Origin of the sequence: Paenisporosarcina cavernae (genome assembly GCF_003595195.1) — a bacterium.
Lineage (GTDB): Bacteria > Bacillota > Bacilli > Bacillales_A > Planococcaceae > Paenisporosarcina > Paenisporosarcina cavernae.
In genome coordinates, this window is sequence record NZ_CP032418.1 from 1137417 (window position 1) to 1152763 (window position 15347).

Here is a 15347-nt window from a genome sequence, read left to right on the forward strand (position 1 = left end):
CCTAAAGGAGGGGACACTATGCATCGCGGAAAAGGAATGAAATTCGTCGGGGATTCACGTGTGCCTGTTAATCGCAAGCCGAACATCCCAAAAGACTATTCCGAATATCCGGGTAAAACAGAAGCTTTCTGGCCAAACTTCTTATTAAAAGAATGGTTAGTAGGGGCTGTATTCTTAATTGGATATTTAGTATTAACTGTTGCACATCCATCTCCACTTGAACGTCAAGCGGATCCAACAGATACTTCTTATATTCCATTACCGGACTGGTATTTCTTATTCTTATATCAATTATTGAAATATGAATTTGCTTCAGGACCGTATAATGTTATTGGAGCGATTGTAATCCCTGGTCTTGCGTTTGGTGCTTTGATGTTAGCTCCATTCTTAGATCGCGGACCAGAGCGTCGTCCATTTAAACGCCCGTTACCAACTGCGTTTATGTTATTAGCTGTAGCAGGTATCATTTTCCTAACTTGGGAATCTGTTGTGAACCATGATTGGGAAGCTGCAAAAGCACAAGGTGAAATTCGTGAAGAAGCAGAGTTTGATGATACTGCTGAAGGATATTTAATTTATTCCGAAGCATCATGTATCGGCTGTCATGGTAATGCTTTTGAAGGAGGACTTGGACCAAGTCTTGCTGAAACAGATAAAACAGCAGAAGAAATTGCAGATATCGCAGTAAATGGTATTGGAACAATGCCTGCTGGCCAATGGACAGGATCGGATGAAGATCTTCAAAAAATGGCGCAATTCATTGATGAATTAAGCGAATAATCAAAAGGAGTCAGGAAACTGACTCCTTTTTTTTGAAATGAAAAGACGAAATAGTGGAACTATTTCTGCGGATTTCGGTAAACATGAAGAGGTGGAAATGGTGAGTTTGTATCTTTCCGTTTTACGAACTATTTTAGATCATAAATTGTTTCTAATAGTGCTTTTTATTGTGAATGTCTTCGGGACTATCTATGGTTATTATTGGTATGGATCACAATTAGAAATAACAGAACCTAAATTTTGGCTATTTGTTCCAGATAGTCCTACGGCAAGTCTCTTTTTTAGTATCGCCTTATTTGGATGGATAATAGGCAAGCATTTCCGTTTGATAGAGGCTTTCGCGTTTATCTCGCTCATCAAATATGGGTTATGGGCTGTAGGGATGAATATTTGGTCTGAGATTGAAACTGGTCCAATTGGCCCTATTGGTTGGATGCTAGTTGCTAGTCATTTCGCAATGGCGGTGCAAGCTGTTTTATATATTCCAAAGTATCGTTTTCGGTGGATCCATGTACTCATCGCAGCAATATTCACTTTACATAATGAGATGATAGATTATGTATATGGTCAAATGCCGATTTATCGTTCGATTGAACAGCATGCTCAACTTATCGGTTATTTGACGTTTTGGCTCTCTATCTGCTGTATTCTCGCTGCAATTGCCGTCATAAAAAAGACAAAAGAATCAAAGGCGTACTAGTTGCTTCAACTCACTAAAGTAAGTACACTATTACTATAGAGATAAGGGAAGGATGGAGAATGTATACATGAGTTTTATCTTATACTTCGCAATATTGTTAATATTGCCATTGTATGCTCAGTTTAAAGTTAAATCTACGTATAAAAAATATGCTAAAGTTCGCTCGACTTCAGGAATGACAGGAGCTCAAGTAGCCCGAACAATTCTAGATGCAAACGGGTTACAAGATGTGAAAGTAGTGGAGATTCGTGGCTTTTTATCCGATCACTATAATCCAATGACGAAGATTGTTGCATTATCTTCTGGTAACTATCATGAAGCATCTGTTGCTGGTACGGCAATCGCGGCACATGAAGTTGGGCATGCGATTCAACATAAGGAATCTTACTCCTTTTTAAAATTTCGTCATGCACTTGTTCCAGTGGCTAACATTTCATCGAATGCCTCATGGATCTTTGTAATGATTGGGATATTTGCAAATTTAAGTGGAATGTTATTACTTGGAATAGTCTTATTAGCTATCGGCGTATTATTCCAAATCGTGACACTTCCTGTTGAATTTAATGCTTCTTCTCGAGCAATGAATCAAATCGTGTCACTTGGTATAATAAAGAACGAAGAAGAACGTCATGCGAAAAAAGTGTTAAGTGCAGCAGCGATGACATATGTTGCAGCAGCAGCTGTAGCTGTTCTTGAATTACTTCGTTTAGTGCTCATCTATACAGGTATGGGTCGCGACGAATAGAATAAAAAAACCTGAATCCCCTCACTGGAGGAATTCAGGTTTTTTGCGTTTTCAGTGTTTATTTCTTTACTTGTACTTCAATCAATTGGCTTTTTCTGCTCATCTAATGTAAAACCTTCTCCCATCACATCATGTACTTCTGTTACAGACACAAATGCATGAGGATCAATAGATGTAATGATATTTTTTAAACGTACAATTTCATTCTTTCCAACTACGCAATAGATGACTTCTCGATCTACTTTAGAGAAGTGCCCAAATCCTTTTAATATGGTTACACCTCGGTCCATCTCCGTTAAAATTCGATCTCCTATTTCGCTTTGGAAATCTGAAATGATAAATGCACCCCTCGCAGCATATGCACCTTCTTGAACGAAGTCTATGACCCGAGCTCCAACAAAAACAGCCACTAAGGTATACATCATAGAACGGGAATCTAAAAATGTTAACCACGAAAGTAAAATGACGACAGCATCAAAAATGAACATCGTTTTTCCCATGCTCCAGCCAAGATACTTGTGACCTAAACGTGCAATGATATCGACTCCACCAGTAGTGCCACCATAGCGAAATATAATTCCTAATCCGATCCCGACAAATACACCAGCAAATAAAGAAGCTAAGAACAAATCGTTCTTTAAATGAATATCCACTTCATATAAGAGGAAAATTTTTAAAAACACTGATACGGAAACAGTTCCGACTACAGTATAGATAAATACTTTTCTTCCTAACAACCTCCATCCAACGATAAACATCGGAATGTTAAGCAATAGATTCATTAACGCCGGGTCAAAATGGAAAGCAAACAACAAGATTAGTGTAATACCGCTAAACCCACCTTCACCTAATTCATTCTGTATATTAAAATGAACAAATCCGAAGCTAAAAATAGCAGCACCAATTATGATAAAGAGTATATTTTTTACTTTAATACCTTTGAGCACATGTACCCCTCCCATACAAACAAACACTATGTCATTATCATTCATTTTAAGTCTTTTGACAATACGCTGTGGAGTTCATTAGGATAGAATAAGGAGAGTGAAAACATGGAAGAGAAAACATTGAAAAATTGGCAAGCAGAAGTAGATCATTATATAGGACAATTTAAGGAAGGGTATTTTCCACCATTTGAATTGCTTGCTCGCATGTCAGAGGAATTAGGTGAACTTTCAAGAGAAGTTCATCACCAGTATGGAATGAAGAAAAAGAAAGATACAGAAGATAAAAGTTCTATGGAAGAAGAACTTGCGGATTTATTGTTTGTTATTATTTGTTTTGCAAATGCAGAGAAACTATCTCTAAATGCAGCAATGAGTACCGTAATGGAAAAATTTCGAACAAGAGATGAACATCGTTGGACAAGAAAGGAAGAATAGCCATGATTCGTGTTGCATTAGCTGGTCCAAGAGGGAGAATGGGATCTGAAGCAGTACATACATTAATGAAGAATTCATCTATCGACCTAGTAGCGGTTTTGGATTATAAAGAAATTGGAAAGGTCCTCAGTGAAACGTCCATATTTCCAGCGAATTATGAAATTCCTGTCTACAATAAAATAGAAGAATTGCTTCAAATTGAAAAACCGGATGTATTTCTCGACCTGACTACTCCAGAGAGTGTGTATGATCATGCAGAACACTGCTTAACCAAACAGGTAAAGGTGGTCATCGGGACAACCGGTATGTCGGAAAAACAAAGTAGTTCATTACAAAAACTTTCAGATGAAAATCAAACAGCATGTATTATCGCGCCTAATTTTGCGTTAGGGGCAATTATGATGATGAAATTTGCAAAAATGGCAGCTGCTTATTTTCCAGATGTAGAAATAATTGAATTGCATCATGATCAGAAGTTAGACGCACCGTCTGGAACTGCAACTAAAACCGCTTCATTAATATCGGAAGTAAGGAAACCTCATCAGCAGGGCCATCCAGAAGAGAAAGAAGTGTTACAAGGCGCGCGGGGAGCCTCGTATCAGGGAATACCAATACATAGCGTCCGCTTACCTGGCTTTACTGCCCATCAAAAAGTAATTTTCGGTGATACAGGACAACTATTAACAATCCAGCACGATTCGATGTCTAGACAATCATTTATGAGTGGCATCGTCTTTGCAATAGAAAAAGTGATGCAAACAAATGACTACATTGTGGGATTAGAAAATTTGTTAACGGAAGAAGGGGATCTTCGTTGAAGATAGCATTAATCGCTCATGACCGTAAAAAAGACGATCTTATTCAGTTTGTTACGGCATATAAAACAATTTTAGAAGATCATGATCTTGTCGCGACAGGAACGACTGGTCAACGAATTATTGATGAAACGGGATTACCTGTAACTAGATTCCAGTCGGGTCCTCTTGGAGGGGATCAACAAATTGGTGCGCTTATCGCGGATAATGCGATGGATATGATAATCTTTTTCCGAGATCCTTTAACCGCTCAGCCTCATGAACCAGATGTTACAGCATTAATACGATTGTGCGACGTCTATCAAATACCTCTAGCTACAAATATGGGTACTGCGGAAGTATTACTAAAAGGGTTACAAGAAGGCTTTATCGATTGGCGATTATTAGCCGACAGAAGAAAATAAGGGGGCGTAACGATGAGAAAGTTAAAGATAGGCATCATTTGCTACCCGACAGTTGGAGGAAGTGGAGTAGTCGCGACTGAACTTGGAAAATTGTTAGCAGAAAAAGGGCACGAAATTCATTTTATTACCTCCAGTGTTCCATTTCGTTTAAATCGAATTTTTCCTAATATTTATTTCCATCAAGCAGATGTCAATAGTTATGCTGTGTTTCAGCATCCACCTTACGATTTATCATTGGCAAGTAAAATTGCAGAAGTAATTGAAAAAGAAAACTTAGATCTTATTCACGCCCATTATGCAATACCGCATGCGGTGTGTGCAGTGCTAGCAAAAGACATGGCTCAAAGCACGATTCCAGTAGTTACTACACTTCATGGAACAGATATCACCGTGTTGGGACAAGATTCTTCCATGTCATCCATTATTAAATACGGAATGGATAAATCCAATGCGGTTACTGCAGTTTCGCATTCATTGAGCGAACAGACAAAAGAAATGATTAATCCGAACAAACCAATCGATACGATATACAATTTTGTCGATCCAAAAGATTATGCAGTGAAACCTCGCAAAGAATTGACTGATTACTTTAAATTGTCTAGTGAAAAAGTCGTGATTCATGTTTCCAATTTCCGTAAAGTGAAGCATGTAGAAGATGTAGTTAAAAGTTTTTCTCTCATCTTGAATTCCATCCATGCGAAGTTATTACTGGTAGGCGATGGACCGGAAATGAATACAGTGATTCAATTAGTGAAACGACTTGGTTTAGATGATCAGGTGCTATTTTTAGGAAAGCAAGAAAATGTTGCGGAACTATATGCAATTAGTGATTTAAAACTTTTATTATCGGAAAAAGAATCCTTTGGACTTGTCTTAGCGGAAGCGATGGCATCAGGAATTCCTTGTATCGGTACAAGAATTGGCGGGATTCCAGAAGTCATCCAGCACGGTGAAAATGGTTACCTCGTCGATTTACATGATACGAAACAAGTTGCTGAGTATGCGATTGAATTATTTACCAACAAGGAGTTGTATGATTCATTTTCAGCAGCTGCAAAACGAAGTGTGAGTGACAGATTCAGTTCTGCAGAAATTGTGAAACAGTATGAATCGTTGTATGAAAGAGTTTTGCAGAATGACTCTAAGTAAAAAATTAATTGAAAATGGAAAGTATTGTTTAGAAATACTGCACGACCACGGGTTCGAAGCTTTTTTTGTTGGTGGATGTGTTCGTGATCAATTAATTGGCCGTGACATTAAAGATATTGATATTGCGACGAACGCTTTGCCACATGAAGTAAAAGCACTATTCGCTATTACAGTGGATATTGGGATTGAGCATGGAACAGTGTTGGTTCTTGTAAATGATATTCCGATCGAAATCACCACGTACCGTCAAGAAGAAGAATATCTTTTACATCGTCGGCCTGCTTCTGTTCATTTTGTGCAAAATCTTTCGTTTGATTTGATGAGACGTGATTTCACGATGAATGCAATAGCAATGAGCAAAAATGGTGATTTAATCGATCCTTATAAAGGAGAGGAAGATATTAAAGACCTTCTCATCCGTGCAGTGGGTAACCCATTTGAACGGTTCTCCGAAGATGCCCTTCGAATGCTACGAGGAATTCGGTTTACATCTACTTTAGGATTTGAATTGGAAGAAACCACCATGAGTGCGATTAGATCAAACCGATGTCTTTTACAGCATATTTCTGTTGAACGTATTACAAAAGAGCTGTCTTCTTTTTTTATGGGCAGCTATGTAAAGCATGGATGGAAATTTTTAAAGGAAAGTAAGATAGCAGAATGTTTTCCTATTCCATTGGATGTTATTCCACCAATTATAGAACAACTTTCCTTCGCGTCATCTATTGAAGGGTGGAGTTATTTATACCAAGAGCATAATGAAGCAGGGAATGTTCCGATTAAATTTAAGTTTTCAAAGCAAGAAGCGAAAGAATATCGAATCCTCTCGACGTTACTAAGTGTTAGAAAAGAGCGTGTTTTTCGGGAACTTGATGTATTTAATCAGCAACTTTCTCATATTTTATTCGCTGAGCGATTTGCAACTACTCATGATGAAATAAGTTGGACAGAACGCAAGAGAGACATCGAAGAAATGTATCATCACTTACCGATTAAACAGTCGAGCGAGCTGGCAGTTAATGGATCTGACTTACTTTTATGGTCTGAGAGAAAACCTGGACCATGGATGAAAAACGCTTTACGAATGTTAGAAGAAAAAGTCGTAAGTGGAGTAATAGAAAATACAAAACAAGCGATAAAGGATGAGTTTTTACATGAAGGTACCGATTAAACAAGGAGTTTGGAAACGACTGCTTGAAATGGATGGAGAGCCAATTTCTGGGCAAAAACTTGCCGAAGAACTTGGCGTATCACGAACTGCGATTTGGAAAGCAGTGCAAACACTTCAATCAGAGGGATTCGAAATAGATTCTGTCAAAAAGAGCGGATATGCAATTCATGCTAAACCCGCATTTTTAACGCTGGAAGAAATGCAACAGTATCGAACGTCCGAACAAATTGGAAAGTACATCCACCTATATCCATCTCTTACTTCTACTCAAGTTATTGCACATGAGAAAGCACAACACGGTGCTTTGCATGGCACGGTAATTGTAAGCGAAGAGCAAACAGCTGGAAGAGGAAGGTTGCAACGAAAATGGGATTCTGGAGCAGGGAAAGGCTTATGGATGACTATCATTCTACGTCCCGACATTCATGTATCTCGCGCTCCACAATTGACATTAATTGCAGCGGTTGCAGTTGTAAAAGGAATCGAAGATGTTACAGGTGTACAAGCTCAAATCAAGTGGCCGAATGACGTGCTCATTAATGGAAAGAAATGTACGGGTATTTTAACTGAACTACAAGCAGATGTTGATCGTGTACAAGCTGTGTTATTAGGTATCGGAATTAATGTATTGCATGATAAAGAAGACTTTCCAGAAGAGTTAAAGGACATCGCAACATCGCTAAAAATGGAAAGTGGAGAAGCTGTTAATCGAGCAAAATTAGCTGCTACAATATGGAATTACCTCGAAAAATACAGTGATCTATACTTAGAACAAGGGTTTGAACCAATTCGTTTATTATGGGAGTCCTATTCTACTAGCATTGGTCAACAGATTATCGCCCGCACAGCTCGCGAAGTGATAGAAGGACGTGCGAAAGGAATCACAAAAGATGGTGTATTGTTAGTAGAAGATTCCACAGGAAAAATCCATGAGATTTATTCAGCAGATATCGAATTGACAACATAAAACAAGCTTTTTTATAGAGGGTAATATAAATATCTGCTATAGTGTAGGTGTAGGACGGTATCCAGTTGGAACTGTACCTAAGTAAAAAAAAACAATAAAAATAAATAGCAATTCTGCCTTGATCATTTTTGACAGGGACGGAGGAAAGCCTTATACACACTACCCTTCTGTCCAAATTCAGAAGGGTATTTTTAGGTTTACTCCTGGAAAGGAGCAAGATTAGGATGAAATCTGTATCAAATTTTATGAAAATGAAACAGCAAGGTGAAAAAATTGCGATGTTAACTGCCTACGATGCCCCCACTGCCTCCATCGCTGAAAAAGCAGCTATGGATATTTTACTAGTGGGAGATTCACTTGGAATGGTTGTACTGGGGTACGATTCAACCGTTCCTGTTACGTTGGAGGATATGATCCATCACGGAAAAGCAGTCCGTAGAGGAGCAAAAGATACATTTGTTGTTGTGGATATGCCTTTTGGTTCGTATCACGCATCCATTGATACTGCTATTGATAATGGTATTCGTTTGTTTCAAGAAACAGGTGCGAATGCATTGAAAATAGAAGGGGCAGATGAGATTGTCGATGTCATTTATCGTTTAACGAAAACCGGCATCCCTGTGGTAGCTCACTTAGGTTTATTGCCACAATCCGCTGCAGTATTGGGTGGGTACAAAGTACAGGGGAAAACAGCTTCGGCAGCAAAAAAATTAATAGAAGATGCGAAACGCTGTGAAGAAGCTGGTGCGATTATGGTTGTATTGGAATGTATTCCACATCAACTAGCTGCAGAAATTTCGAAAGCAGTTTCTATTCCAGTCATAGGAATTGGTGCGGGAGAAGCATGTGACGGGCAAGTGCTCGTTTACCATGATACGGTTGGATACGGTGCACATCATATACCGAGGTTCGTGAAACAGTATTCCACTATCTCGCAAACGATTGAACAAGCCCTTTTAGATTATGTTCACGAAGTGAAAACTTCTTCATTCCCAGCAGAGGAACACCGATTCTCCATGAAAGACGATGAACTTGAACAGTTATACGGAGGAAACAAATGATTACGGTACACACAATCGCAGCATTAAAGGAACAATTAGCTATATTCCGGAGCACAACTCAATCGATTGGTTTTGTTCCTACAATGGGCTATTTACATGAAGGTCATGAATCATTGTTAAAAAAAGCGCGTAACGAGAATGATGTAGTCGTATTAAGTATCTTTGTAAATCCATCTCAGTTTGGACCGAATGAAGATCTCGATCGTTATCCACGAGATTTAGAGCGCGACTTAGCAATTGCGAAAAAAAGTCAGGTCGATATTGTATTCGCACCATCCATTGAAGAAATGTATCCTACGAAAATGAAGATACATTTTCTAGCAGAAGAGCAGTCAAAAGTTCTTTGCGGGGCATCTCGTCCTGGACATTTTGAAGGAGTTTTAATGGTTGTCACAAAACTTTTCCATTTAGTTTCCCCTACAAGAGCTTACTTTGGAATGAAAGATGCGCAGCAATTAGCCATTATCGAAACACTTGTGAGAGATTACAATTTTCCATTAGAAATTATTCGTGGGGAAACAATTCGTGAAGAGGATGGACTTGCAAAAAGTTCTCGAAATGTCTTTTTATGTGAAAAGGAACGGGAGGAAGCTCCAGCTCTTTTTCAAGCACTCGTTCTAGCGAAAGAGCATTTCCAGAAACATCGGTCGGTAATAGATGCTATTCAAAAAGCAACGGAGCATGTAACAAAAAATACAAACGCAAAAATTGACTATCTGCAACTTTTAGAATATCCTTCACTTGCTGAGGTGACGGAAGATTCACAAGAAATGATTGTTGCTGGTGCTATCTATTTTGAAAATGCTCGATTAATCGACAACCAGATTTTTAACGTAAAAGGAGAATGAACATGTTACGAATGATGTTAAATAGTAAAATTCACCGTGCTGTTGTAACAGAAGCGGATTTAAATTATGTTGGGAGCATCACTATAGATCAAGACATATTAGATGCTGTTGGAATGCTTCCAAACGAAAAAGTACACATTGTCAATAACAACAATGGTGCAAGATTTGAAACGTATATAATTGCTGGAGCACGTGGAAGCGGTGTGATATGTGTTAACGGGGCTGCAGCTAGACTTGTGCAAAAAGGAGACATTGTTATCATTCTCTCTTATGCGTATGTGATGAATGAAGAAGCGGCTTCTCATAAACCAACCGTCGCTATTATGAATCAAGATAACTCGATTCGAGATATTTTAACGTACGAACCTGAGGCAACAGTCATGTAATATTAATAAACTTAAGCGATCTTCTTCGGAAGATCGCTTTTTACATGGAGACATCATGAAATATTCTTCGTTCGAAGTAATAAGGGGAGTATGTGTATAGATTATTGGCTCATTGAAGTTTTGTTATGTGTCAATAAATAAGGAGAGAATTCGCAGAAACATCACATGTTTTCATACATAATGCAGAGGTTATTATTCCTCGTCTTATTTTAGATATGTTACAATTTTATCTAGAAAAGAAAGAACGGATGATACAATTTGGAAAAACCAATTTATGCCGTCGTTGACATAGAGACAACTGGAAACGCTCCGTCACGTGGAGACCGTATGATTCAATTTGCGGTAGTATTCGTTCAAGATGGTGCTATTATCGATGAATATAGTACATTCATTAACCCCGAACGTGCTATTCCGAAATTCATTGAAGATTTAACCTCCATTTCATCAATCAATGTGGAAGGTGCCCCTACATTTAAGGGAATTGCGCCAAAAATCTCCAAACTATTAAAAGGAACCACTTTTGTTGCTCACAATGTTTCATTCGATTTACCTTTTATTCAAGCGGAGTTAAAACGTGCTGGGGAACCAAAATGGGTTGGGGAAACGATTGATACGGTGGAACTTTCTAGAGTATTGTATCCGACACTTTTTAGCTTCAAACTTCAGGATGTTACTGCTGAAAATGGCATTGTGTTAACGAATGCTCACCGTGCGGATGACGACGCGATGGCTACAGCTAAACTTTTTGTGAAATGTCTCGAAGACTTGAAAAATTTGCCACTCCTCACATTACAGCTTTTACATAAACGAGCTTTTCAATGGAAAAGCCGGATTTCGACACTTTTACACGAATTTATCGTAGAGAAAAGAACTTCTTTGTTGGCACATGATGGACTTGTGTATAAGGAACTTGCATTAAAAAAATGGACATTGACACAGCGTTTAGCAGCTACGCAAGATACGTTTCCTAAATCATGGGAAGAAAAAAAGCGCTTGTTTGAAAACACCTCAACCTTTCGTTTGATCCAGGAACAGTGTCAAATGATGGATGTTGTTTGGGACTCTTTAGTAGAAAAATCGGAAGTGATTATTGAAGGTTCTACAGGGATTGGGAAAAGCTTAGCTTATTTACTACCATCCTATTTTTATGCTAAACAATCGGGGTTGCAAGCTGTGATCAGTACTTCTACAACACCTTTAATGAATCAGATAGTTGATAAAGAGATTACTCAACTTTCCAAGCTTTTGAATAAACCTGTAAACGCTGCAATTGTCAAAGGAATTCATCATTATATTGACTTAGAAAAATTCAGTCAGTCTCTCTCATTTGAAGATGAATCGTATGATGAAATGTTCACAAAATGCCAAGTAGCAGTATGGCTCACAATGACTGAGACAGGTGATTTGGAAGAGATAAATTGTTCGAGTGGTGGAATGCTATTTCTAGATCGAGTTCGAAAAAAATCAAGAAATAAACAAGAAATGATCGAATTTGATTTTTATGAAAGAGCATTGCAGCGAAGTATAAATGCGGAAATTGTTGTCACAAATCATTCTATGATTGCACATGATGTGCTGCGTGATCATCCGCTTTTTCATCCTGAAAAGATGTTTCTTATTCTGGATGAAGCTCATCAGTTTGGACATTCCGTCCAGCAATTAGGGGAACAACTTTTTGCGTATACTCATTGGAAGTATTTGTTTGGTCAAATTGGAGATTTAAGTGAACGGCAATTAATGGGGAAATTCCGACAAGTCTGTACGATTCATGGATTAGAAGTTTTTTCTCAATTTCATCAACTAGAGAAATATTTTAACGATTTTCAATCGTCATTCGATCAATTAATTACAGAGATGATTGATACCCTTCGCGATAACTTTAAGCAGAAATATCAGCATCGGTATCAATTTCCGATTCGAGAGTTAGCGATTCCGCTTGAAGAAATTCATGGCCTTTACGAAAAGGGCGTCCGATTTAAAGACCTTGGACAACGAATTTTGCATACGTTATTTACGCTTCAAAACGATTACTCCGGTTTAGACCAACAAGTTATTTTTGAATGGGAATTTTTGATCAATGAATGGAATAGTAGATTAAACGAATGGGATCATATTTTCTTTTCCTCAAAGGAGTCTGCAGCTTGGGTAGATATTGATACACGAAGTCTACCAGGAAGTTTGCAAATTACACAGGTCCCGATTTTATTACAATCATCCATTCATCGCATAATTTCCTCTTGGAGAAACTCGAATGGCGTAATTTGGACATCAGGTACTTTTACTACACCGAAAAATTCTCGGTATTTGGCAGAACAATATGGAATTCCAACGTCTGTTCCTATCCATCAATTTATTGCTCCAACTAATTTTTATAATGGAGCGAAAGTATTTGTTGTAACAGATATGCCAGATATTCAACAAGTATCTCAAGCTGAATACATTGAATCAGTAGCAGAAGTCGTGATTGAAACCGCTATGGTGACGGAGGGGAAATGTTTTGTTTTATTTACCTCCCATGACATGCTTCGGAAAACGGTTGAATTCATTCAAGATACAGAACAATTAAAAGAATTTACACTGTTTGCACAAGGAATTACATCTGGCAGCAGATCGAAATTATTAAAGTCCTTTAATCGCATACCAAAATCTATTCTTTTTGGGACGACAAGTTTTTGGGAAGGCATCGACATGGCTGCAGATTCACTTGCAGCTGTCGTATTGGTACGCTTACCTTTTGCCTCGCCAGAAGAACCGATATTTAAAGCCAAAGCAACCATTCTGGAATCACAAGGAATGAATCCTTTTTCCGAAATCTCCCTTCCAGAAGCTCTTTTAAAGTTTCGTCAAGGATTTGGCCGACTAATTAGACGTCCTAATGATCGGGGAGCATTTATCATTCTTGATCGTCGGATTGAGACAAAATCATATGGGAAAGAATTTATTCATGCTTTGCCATCTATTTCGACTGAGAAAGTATCCCTAGAAGATATGGTCTTAGCGCTGGAACATTGGTATACTAAGAAAGCATGAGTTTGAATAAAGGATGATATTTCATGGAAAGTAAAATCGAGATTCTTTCGACAATTAAAGTGGAGTATTCGAACGATTTATATAAAATCGTTGATACGTTGAATCGCACATTAAAAGAAAAAGATATTATGTTTGGTTTAGCGCTCGATAAAGAAAATCAAGAAAAAGCAATCTTCACTATTTATAAAACTTAGGATGATTTGATGAAAAGATGGTTGATTTTTTTAAGCCTATTTGTGGTGTTATTAGGATTGAGTATTTCCATCGTAGTGCTTTGGAAAGCTTCTCACGCATTCTCAGAAGTAAGGAAAACCGGAGAAGAAGTAGCTCTACAAAATAATTTTTTACAAACGGTGGATGAATCATATGTATATAATGGTTCGACACCTTATGTTACGGTAATCGGAAACGATCGAAACGCGCAAAAAAAAGCCGTATTCATTCCGCAAAACCAAAAAGAAACAACCGTTCCTTCCGTTTTACTTAAAGAAGGGATTTCAGAGAATCAAGTAAAGAAACTTGTGCAAGATGAATTCCCGGTAAAAGAAATTCTCCATATTAAACTAGGCTATGAAGCTCCTGGTGCGATTTGGGAAGTCACTTTCAAAAGTGCAAACGGTCAATTGAATTATGTATATGTTTTGCATCAAAATGGCGAATGGTGGAAGAAAATATTGAATTTATAATGGAGGATATTAACTGATGGTATCACTTGCTAAACGAGTTCAAACGCTAACCCCATCAACAACTTTGGCAATTACTGCGAAAGCAAAAGAGTTAAAAGAACAAGGTATCGATGTCATTGGTCTTGGAGCTGGTGAACCAGATTTTAATACACCAGAAAATATTTTAGAAGCTGCAACAAAATCTATGTATGAAGGTCATACAAAGTATACACCTGCTGGTGGACTGCCAGCGCTTAAGAAAGCAATACAAGATAAACTCAAACGTGATCAGCACTTAAGCTACAGTCCTAAAGAAATAATAGTGGGTATTGGTGCAAAGCACTTGTTGTATACATTATTCCAAGTGATATTGGATGAGGGGGATGAAGTAATTATTCCTACTCCTTACTGGGTAAGCTATCCGGAACAAGTCAAGTTAGCTCAAGGATTACCTGTCTTTTTAGAAGCGAAGGAAGAGAATCAGTATAAAATTACTCCTTCTCAATTAGAGGCAGCTATTACGGAAAAGAGTAAGGCATTAATCCTTAACTCTCCAAGTAATCCAACTGGTATGGTCTATACAAAAGATGAATTACACGCGTTAGCACTTATTTGTGAAAAGCATAATTTGCTTATTATATCCGATGAAATATATGAAAAATTATTGTATGGAAATGCACAACATGTTTCGATTGCACAACTGTCCGATTCGCTTAAAAAGCTAACGATCATTATAAATGGTGTCTCGAAATCTCATTCGATGACAGGTTGGAGAATCGGTTTTGCAGCTGGGGATGAATCGATTATTTCTGCCATGACAGATCTTGCAAGTCACTCTACATCTAATCCTGTGACTACATCGCAATACGCAGCAATGGAAGCGTATAATGGTCCTCAAGATGATGTGGAAGTAATGCGTAAAGCATTTGAAGAGAGATTATCGGTCATCTTTCCAAAAGTAGAGGCAATACCAGGTTTCCGAGTCCTTAAACCACAAGGTGCATTTTACTTGTTGCCGAATGTATCAGAAGCTGCAAAACGTACTGGATACGAAACAGTTGATGCTTTTGCCGAGGCTTTGTTAACAGAAGCTAAAGTAGCTGTCATTCCTGGTTCAGGTTTTGGTGCACCGGCGACAATTCGCTTATCATATGCGACATCTTTAGAGTTATTAGAAGAAGCAGTAAAACGAATTCATGAATTTGTAGAATCAAAATGGGATACTGCAGATCGTATTTAATGGA

The 15347-nt window shown here is 38.0% G+C and carries 17 protein-coding genes; 16 read left to right on the plus strand and 1 reads right to left on the minus strand.

Annotated features, from left to right (window positions below; translation table 11 throughout):
* Positions 1-18: 18 nt before the first annotated feature.
* The 3 genes from D3873_RS05695 to D3873_RS05705 all read left to right on the plus strand — a co-directional run bounded on the left by D3873_RS05695 (position 19) and on the right by D3873_RS05705 (position 2225).
* Complete coding sequence (locus D3873_RS05695) at positions 19-780, plus strand: menaquinol-cytochrome c reductase cytochrome b/c subunit (protein ID WP_119883140.1); 762 nt, start codon at positions 19-21, stop codon at positions 778-780.
* Positions 781-877: 97 nt separating this feature from the next.
* A complete protein-coding gene (lhaT, locus tag D3873_RS05700; RefSeq protein ID WP_119884487.1) occupies positions 878-1480 on the plus strand; it encodes a lipoprotein heptaprenylglyceryl N-acetyltransferase LhaT in 603 nt (200 codons plus the stop codon).
* A gap of 67 nt (positions 1481-1547) precedes the next feature.
* Complete coding sequence (locus D3873_RS05705; protein WP_119883141.1) at positions 1548-2225, plus strand: zinc metallopeptidase; 678 nt, start codon at positions 1548-1550, stop codon at positions 2223-2225.
* A 77-nt stretch (positions 2226-2302) separates the two neighbouring features.
* On the opposite strand, the gene D3873_RS05710 is transcribed toward D3873_RS05705, so the two are convergent.
* Positions 2303-3172, minus strand: coding sequence for a YitT family protein (locus D3873_RS05710; protein WP_119883142.1), 870 nt, complete (start codon positions 3170-3172; stop codon positions 2303-2305).
* Positions 3173-3277: 105 nt separating this feature from the next.
* On the opposite strand from D3873_RS05710, the gene D3873_RS05715 reads away from it, so the two are divergent.
* The 13 genes from D3873_RS05715 (at position 3278) to D3873_RS05775 (ending at position 15343) form a co-directional block, all read left to right on the plus strand.
* Complete coding sequence (locus D3873_RS05715) at positions 3278-3607, plus strand: nucleotide pyrophosphohydrolase (protein WP_119883143.1); 330 nt, start codon at positions 3278-3280, stop codon at positions 3605-3607.
* A 2-nt stretch (positions 3608-3609) separates the two neighbouring features.
* Positions 3610-4425: a 4-hydroxy-tetrahydrodipicolinate reductase gene (gene dapB / locus D3873_RS05720; RefSeq protein ID WP_119883144.1), complete on the plus strand. Its 816-nt coding sequence runs from the start codon at positions 3610-3612 to the stop codon at positions 4423-4425.
* Positions 4422-4826, plus strand: a complete 405-nt coding sequence (gene mgsA, locus D3873_RS05725) for a methylglyoxal synthase (RefSeq protein ID WP_119883145.1) — start codon at positions 4422-4424, stop codon at positions 4824-4826. Before dapB ends, mgsA begins: the two co-directional genes overlap by 4 nt.
* A 12-nt stretch (positions 4827-4838) precedes the next feature.
* A complete protein-coding gene (bshA, locus tag D3873_RS05730) occupies positions 4839-5975 on the plus strand; it encodes an N-acetyl-alpha-D-glucosaminyl L-malate synthase BshA (protein ID WP_119883146.1) in 1137 nt (378 codons plus the stop codon).
* A complete protein-coding gene (locus tag D3873_RS05735; RefSeq protein WP_162920145.1) occupies positions 5962-7146 on the plus strand; it encodes a CCA tRNA nucleotidyltransferase in 1185 nt (394 codons plus the stop codon). The genes bshA and D3873_RS05735 overlap by 14 nt, the downstream gene beginning before the upstream one ends.
* Complete coding sequence (locus D3873_RS05740; protein WP_119883148.1) at positions 7130-8113, plus strand: biotin--[acetyl-CoA-carboxylase] ligase; 984 nt, start codon at positions 7130-7132, stop codon at positions 8111-8113. Before D3873_RS05735 ends, D3873_RS05740 begins: the two co-directional genes overlap by 17 nt.
* A gap of 224 nt (positions 8114-8337) precedes the next feature.
* Positions 8338-9174, plus strand: a complete 837-nt coding sequence (gene panB / locus D3873_RS05745; protein ID WP_119883149.1) for a 3-methyl-2-oxobutanoate hydroxymethyltransferase — start codon at positions 8338-8340, stop codon at positions 9172-9174.
* The gene (panC, locus tag D3873_RS05750) at positions 9171-10022 is read left to right on the plus strand and encodes a pantoate--beta-alanine ligase (RefSeq protein WP_119883150.1); all 852 of its coding nucleotides are present in this window, start codon (positions 9171-9173) and stop codon (positions 10020-10022) included. The genes panB and panC overlap by 4 nt, the downstream gene beginning before the upstream one ends.
* A gap of 2 nt (positions 10023-10024) precedes the next feature.
* A complete protein-coding gene (gene panD, locus D3873_RS05755; protein WP_119883151.1) occupies positions 10025-10408 on the plus strand; it encodes an aspartate 1-decarboxylase in 384 nt (127 codons plus the stop codon).
* Between the two features lie 258 nt (positions 10409-10666).
* Positions 10667-13438 (plus strand): ATP-dependent DNA helicase DinG, encoded by a 2772-nt coding sequence (gene dinG, locus D3873_RS05760; protein ID WP_119883152.1) that lies wholly within the window; start codon positions 10667-10669, stop codon positions 13436-13438.
* Positions 13439-13461: 23 nt separating this feature from the next.
* On the plus strand, positions 13462-13632 hold the full coding sequence (locus D3873_RS05765; protein WP_119883153.1) for a YpmA family protein: 171 nt from the start codon (positions 13462-13464) through the stop codon (positions 13630-13632).
* Positions 13633-13641: 9 nt separating this feature from the next.
* Positions 13642-14124: a cell wall elongation regulator TseB-like domain-containing protein gene (locus D3873_RS05770; RefSeq protein WP_119883154.1), complete on the plus strand. Its 483-nt coding sequence runs from the start codon at positions 13642-13644 to the stop codon at positions 14122-14124.
* A gap of 16 nt (positions 14125-14140) precedes the next feature.
* Entirely contained in the window at positions 14141-15343 is a 1203-nt protein-coding gene (locus tag D3873_RS05775) for a pyridoxal phosphate-dependent aminotransferase (RefSeq protein WP_119883155.1), read from the plus strand.
* Positions 15344-15347 lie beyond the last annotated feature (4 nt).

Coding starts and splice junctions, on each gene's coding strand:
- D3873_RS05695 (WP_119883140.1), top strand. CDS start 19: ATGCATCGCGGAAAAGGAATGAAATTCGTCGGGGATTCACGTGTGCCT.
- lhaT (WP_119884487.1), top strand. CDS start 878: ATGGTGAGTTTGTATCTTTCCGTTTTACGAACTATTTTAGATCATAAA.
- D3873_RS05705 (WP_119883141.1), top strand. CDS start 1,548: ATGAGTTTTATCTTATACTTCGCAATATTGTTAATATTGCCATTGTAT.
- D3873_RS05715 (WP_119883143.1), top strand. CDS start 3,278: ATGGAAGAGAAAACATTGAAAAATTGGCAAGCAGAAGTAGATCATTAT.
- dapB (WP_119883144.1), top strand. CDS start 3,610: ATGATTCGTGTTGCATTAGCTGGTCCAAGAGGGAGAATGGGATCTGAA.
- bshA (WP_119883146.1), top strand. CDS start 4,839: ATGAGAAAGTTAAAGATAGGCATCATTTGCTACCCGACAGTTGGAGGA.
- D3873_RS05735 (WP_162920145.1), top strand. CDS start 5,962: ATGACTCTAAGTAAAAAATTAATTGAAAATGGAAAGTATTGTTTAGAA.
- D3873_RS05740 (WP_119883148.1), top strand. CDS start 7,130: ATGAAGGTACCGATTAAACAAGGAGTTTGGAAACGACTGCTTGAAATG.
- panB (WP_119883149.1), top strand. CDS start 8,338: ATGAAATCTGTATCAAATTTTATGAAAATGAAACAGCAAGGTGAAAAA.
- panC (WP_119883150.1), top strand. CDS start 9,171: ATGATTACGGTACACACAATCGCAGCATTAAAGGAACAATTAGCTATA.
- panD (WP_119883151.1), top strand. CDS start 10,025: ATGTTACGAATGATGTTAAATAGTAAAATTCACCGTGCTGTTGTAACA.
- D3873_RS05765 (WP_119883153.1), top strand. CDS start 13,462: ATGGAAAGTAAAATCGAGATTCTTTCGACAATTAAAGTGGAGTATTCG.
- D3873_RS05770 (WP_119883154.1), top strand. CDS start 13,642: ATGAAAAGATGGTTGATTTTTTTAAGCCTATTTGTGGTGTTATTAGGA.
- D3873_RS05775 (WP_119883155.1), top strand. CDS start 14,141: ATGGTATCACTTGCTAAACGAGTTCAAACGCTAACCCCATCAACAACT.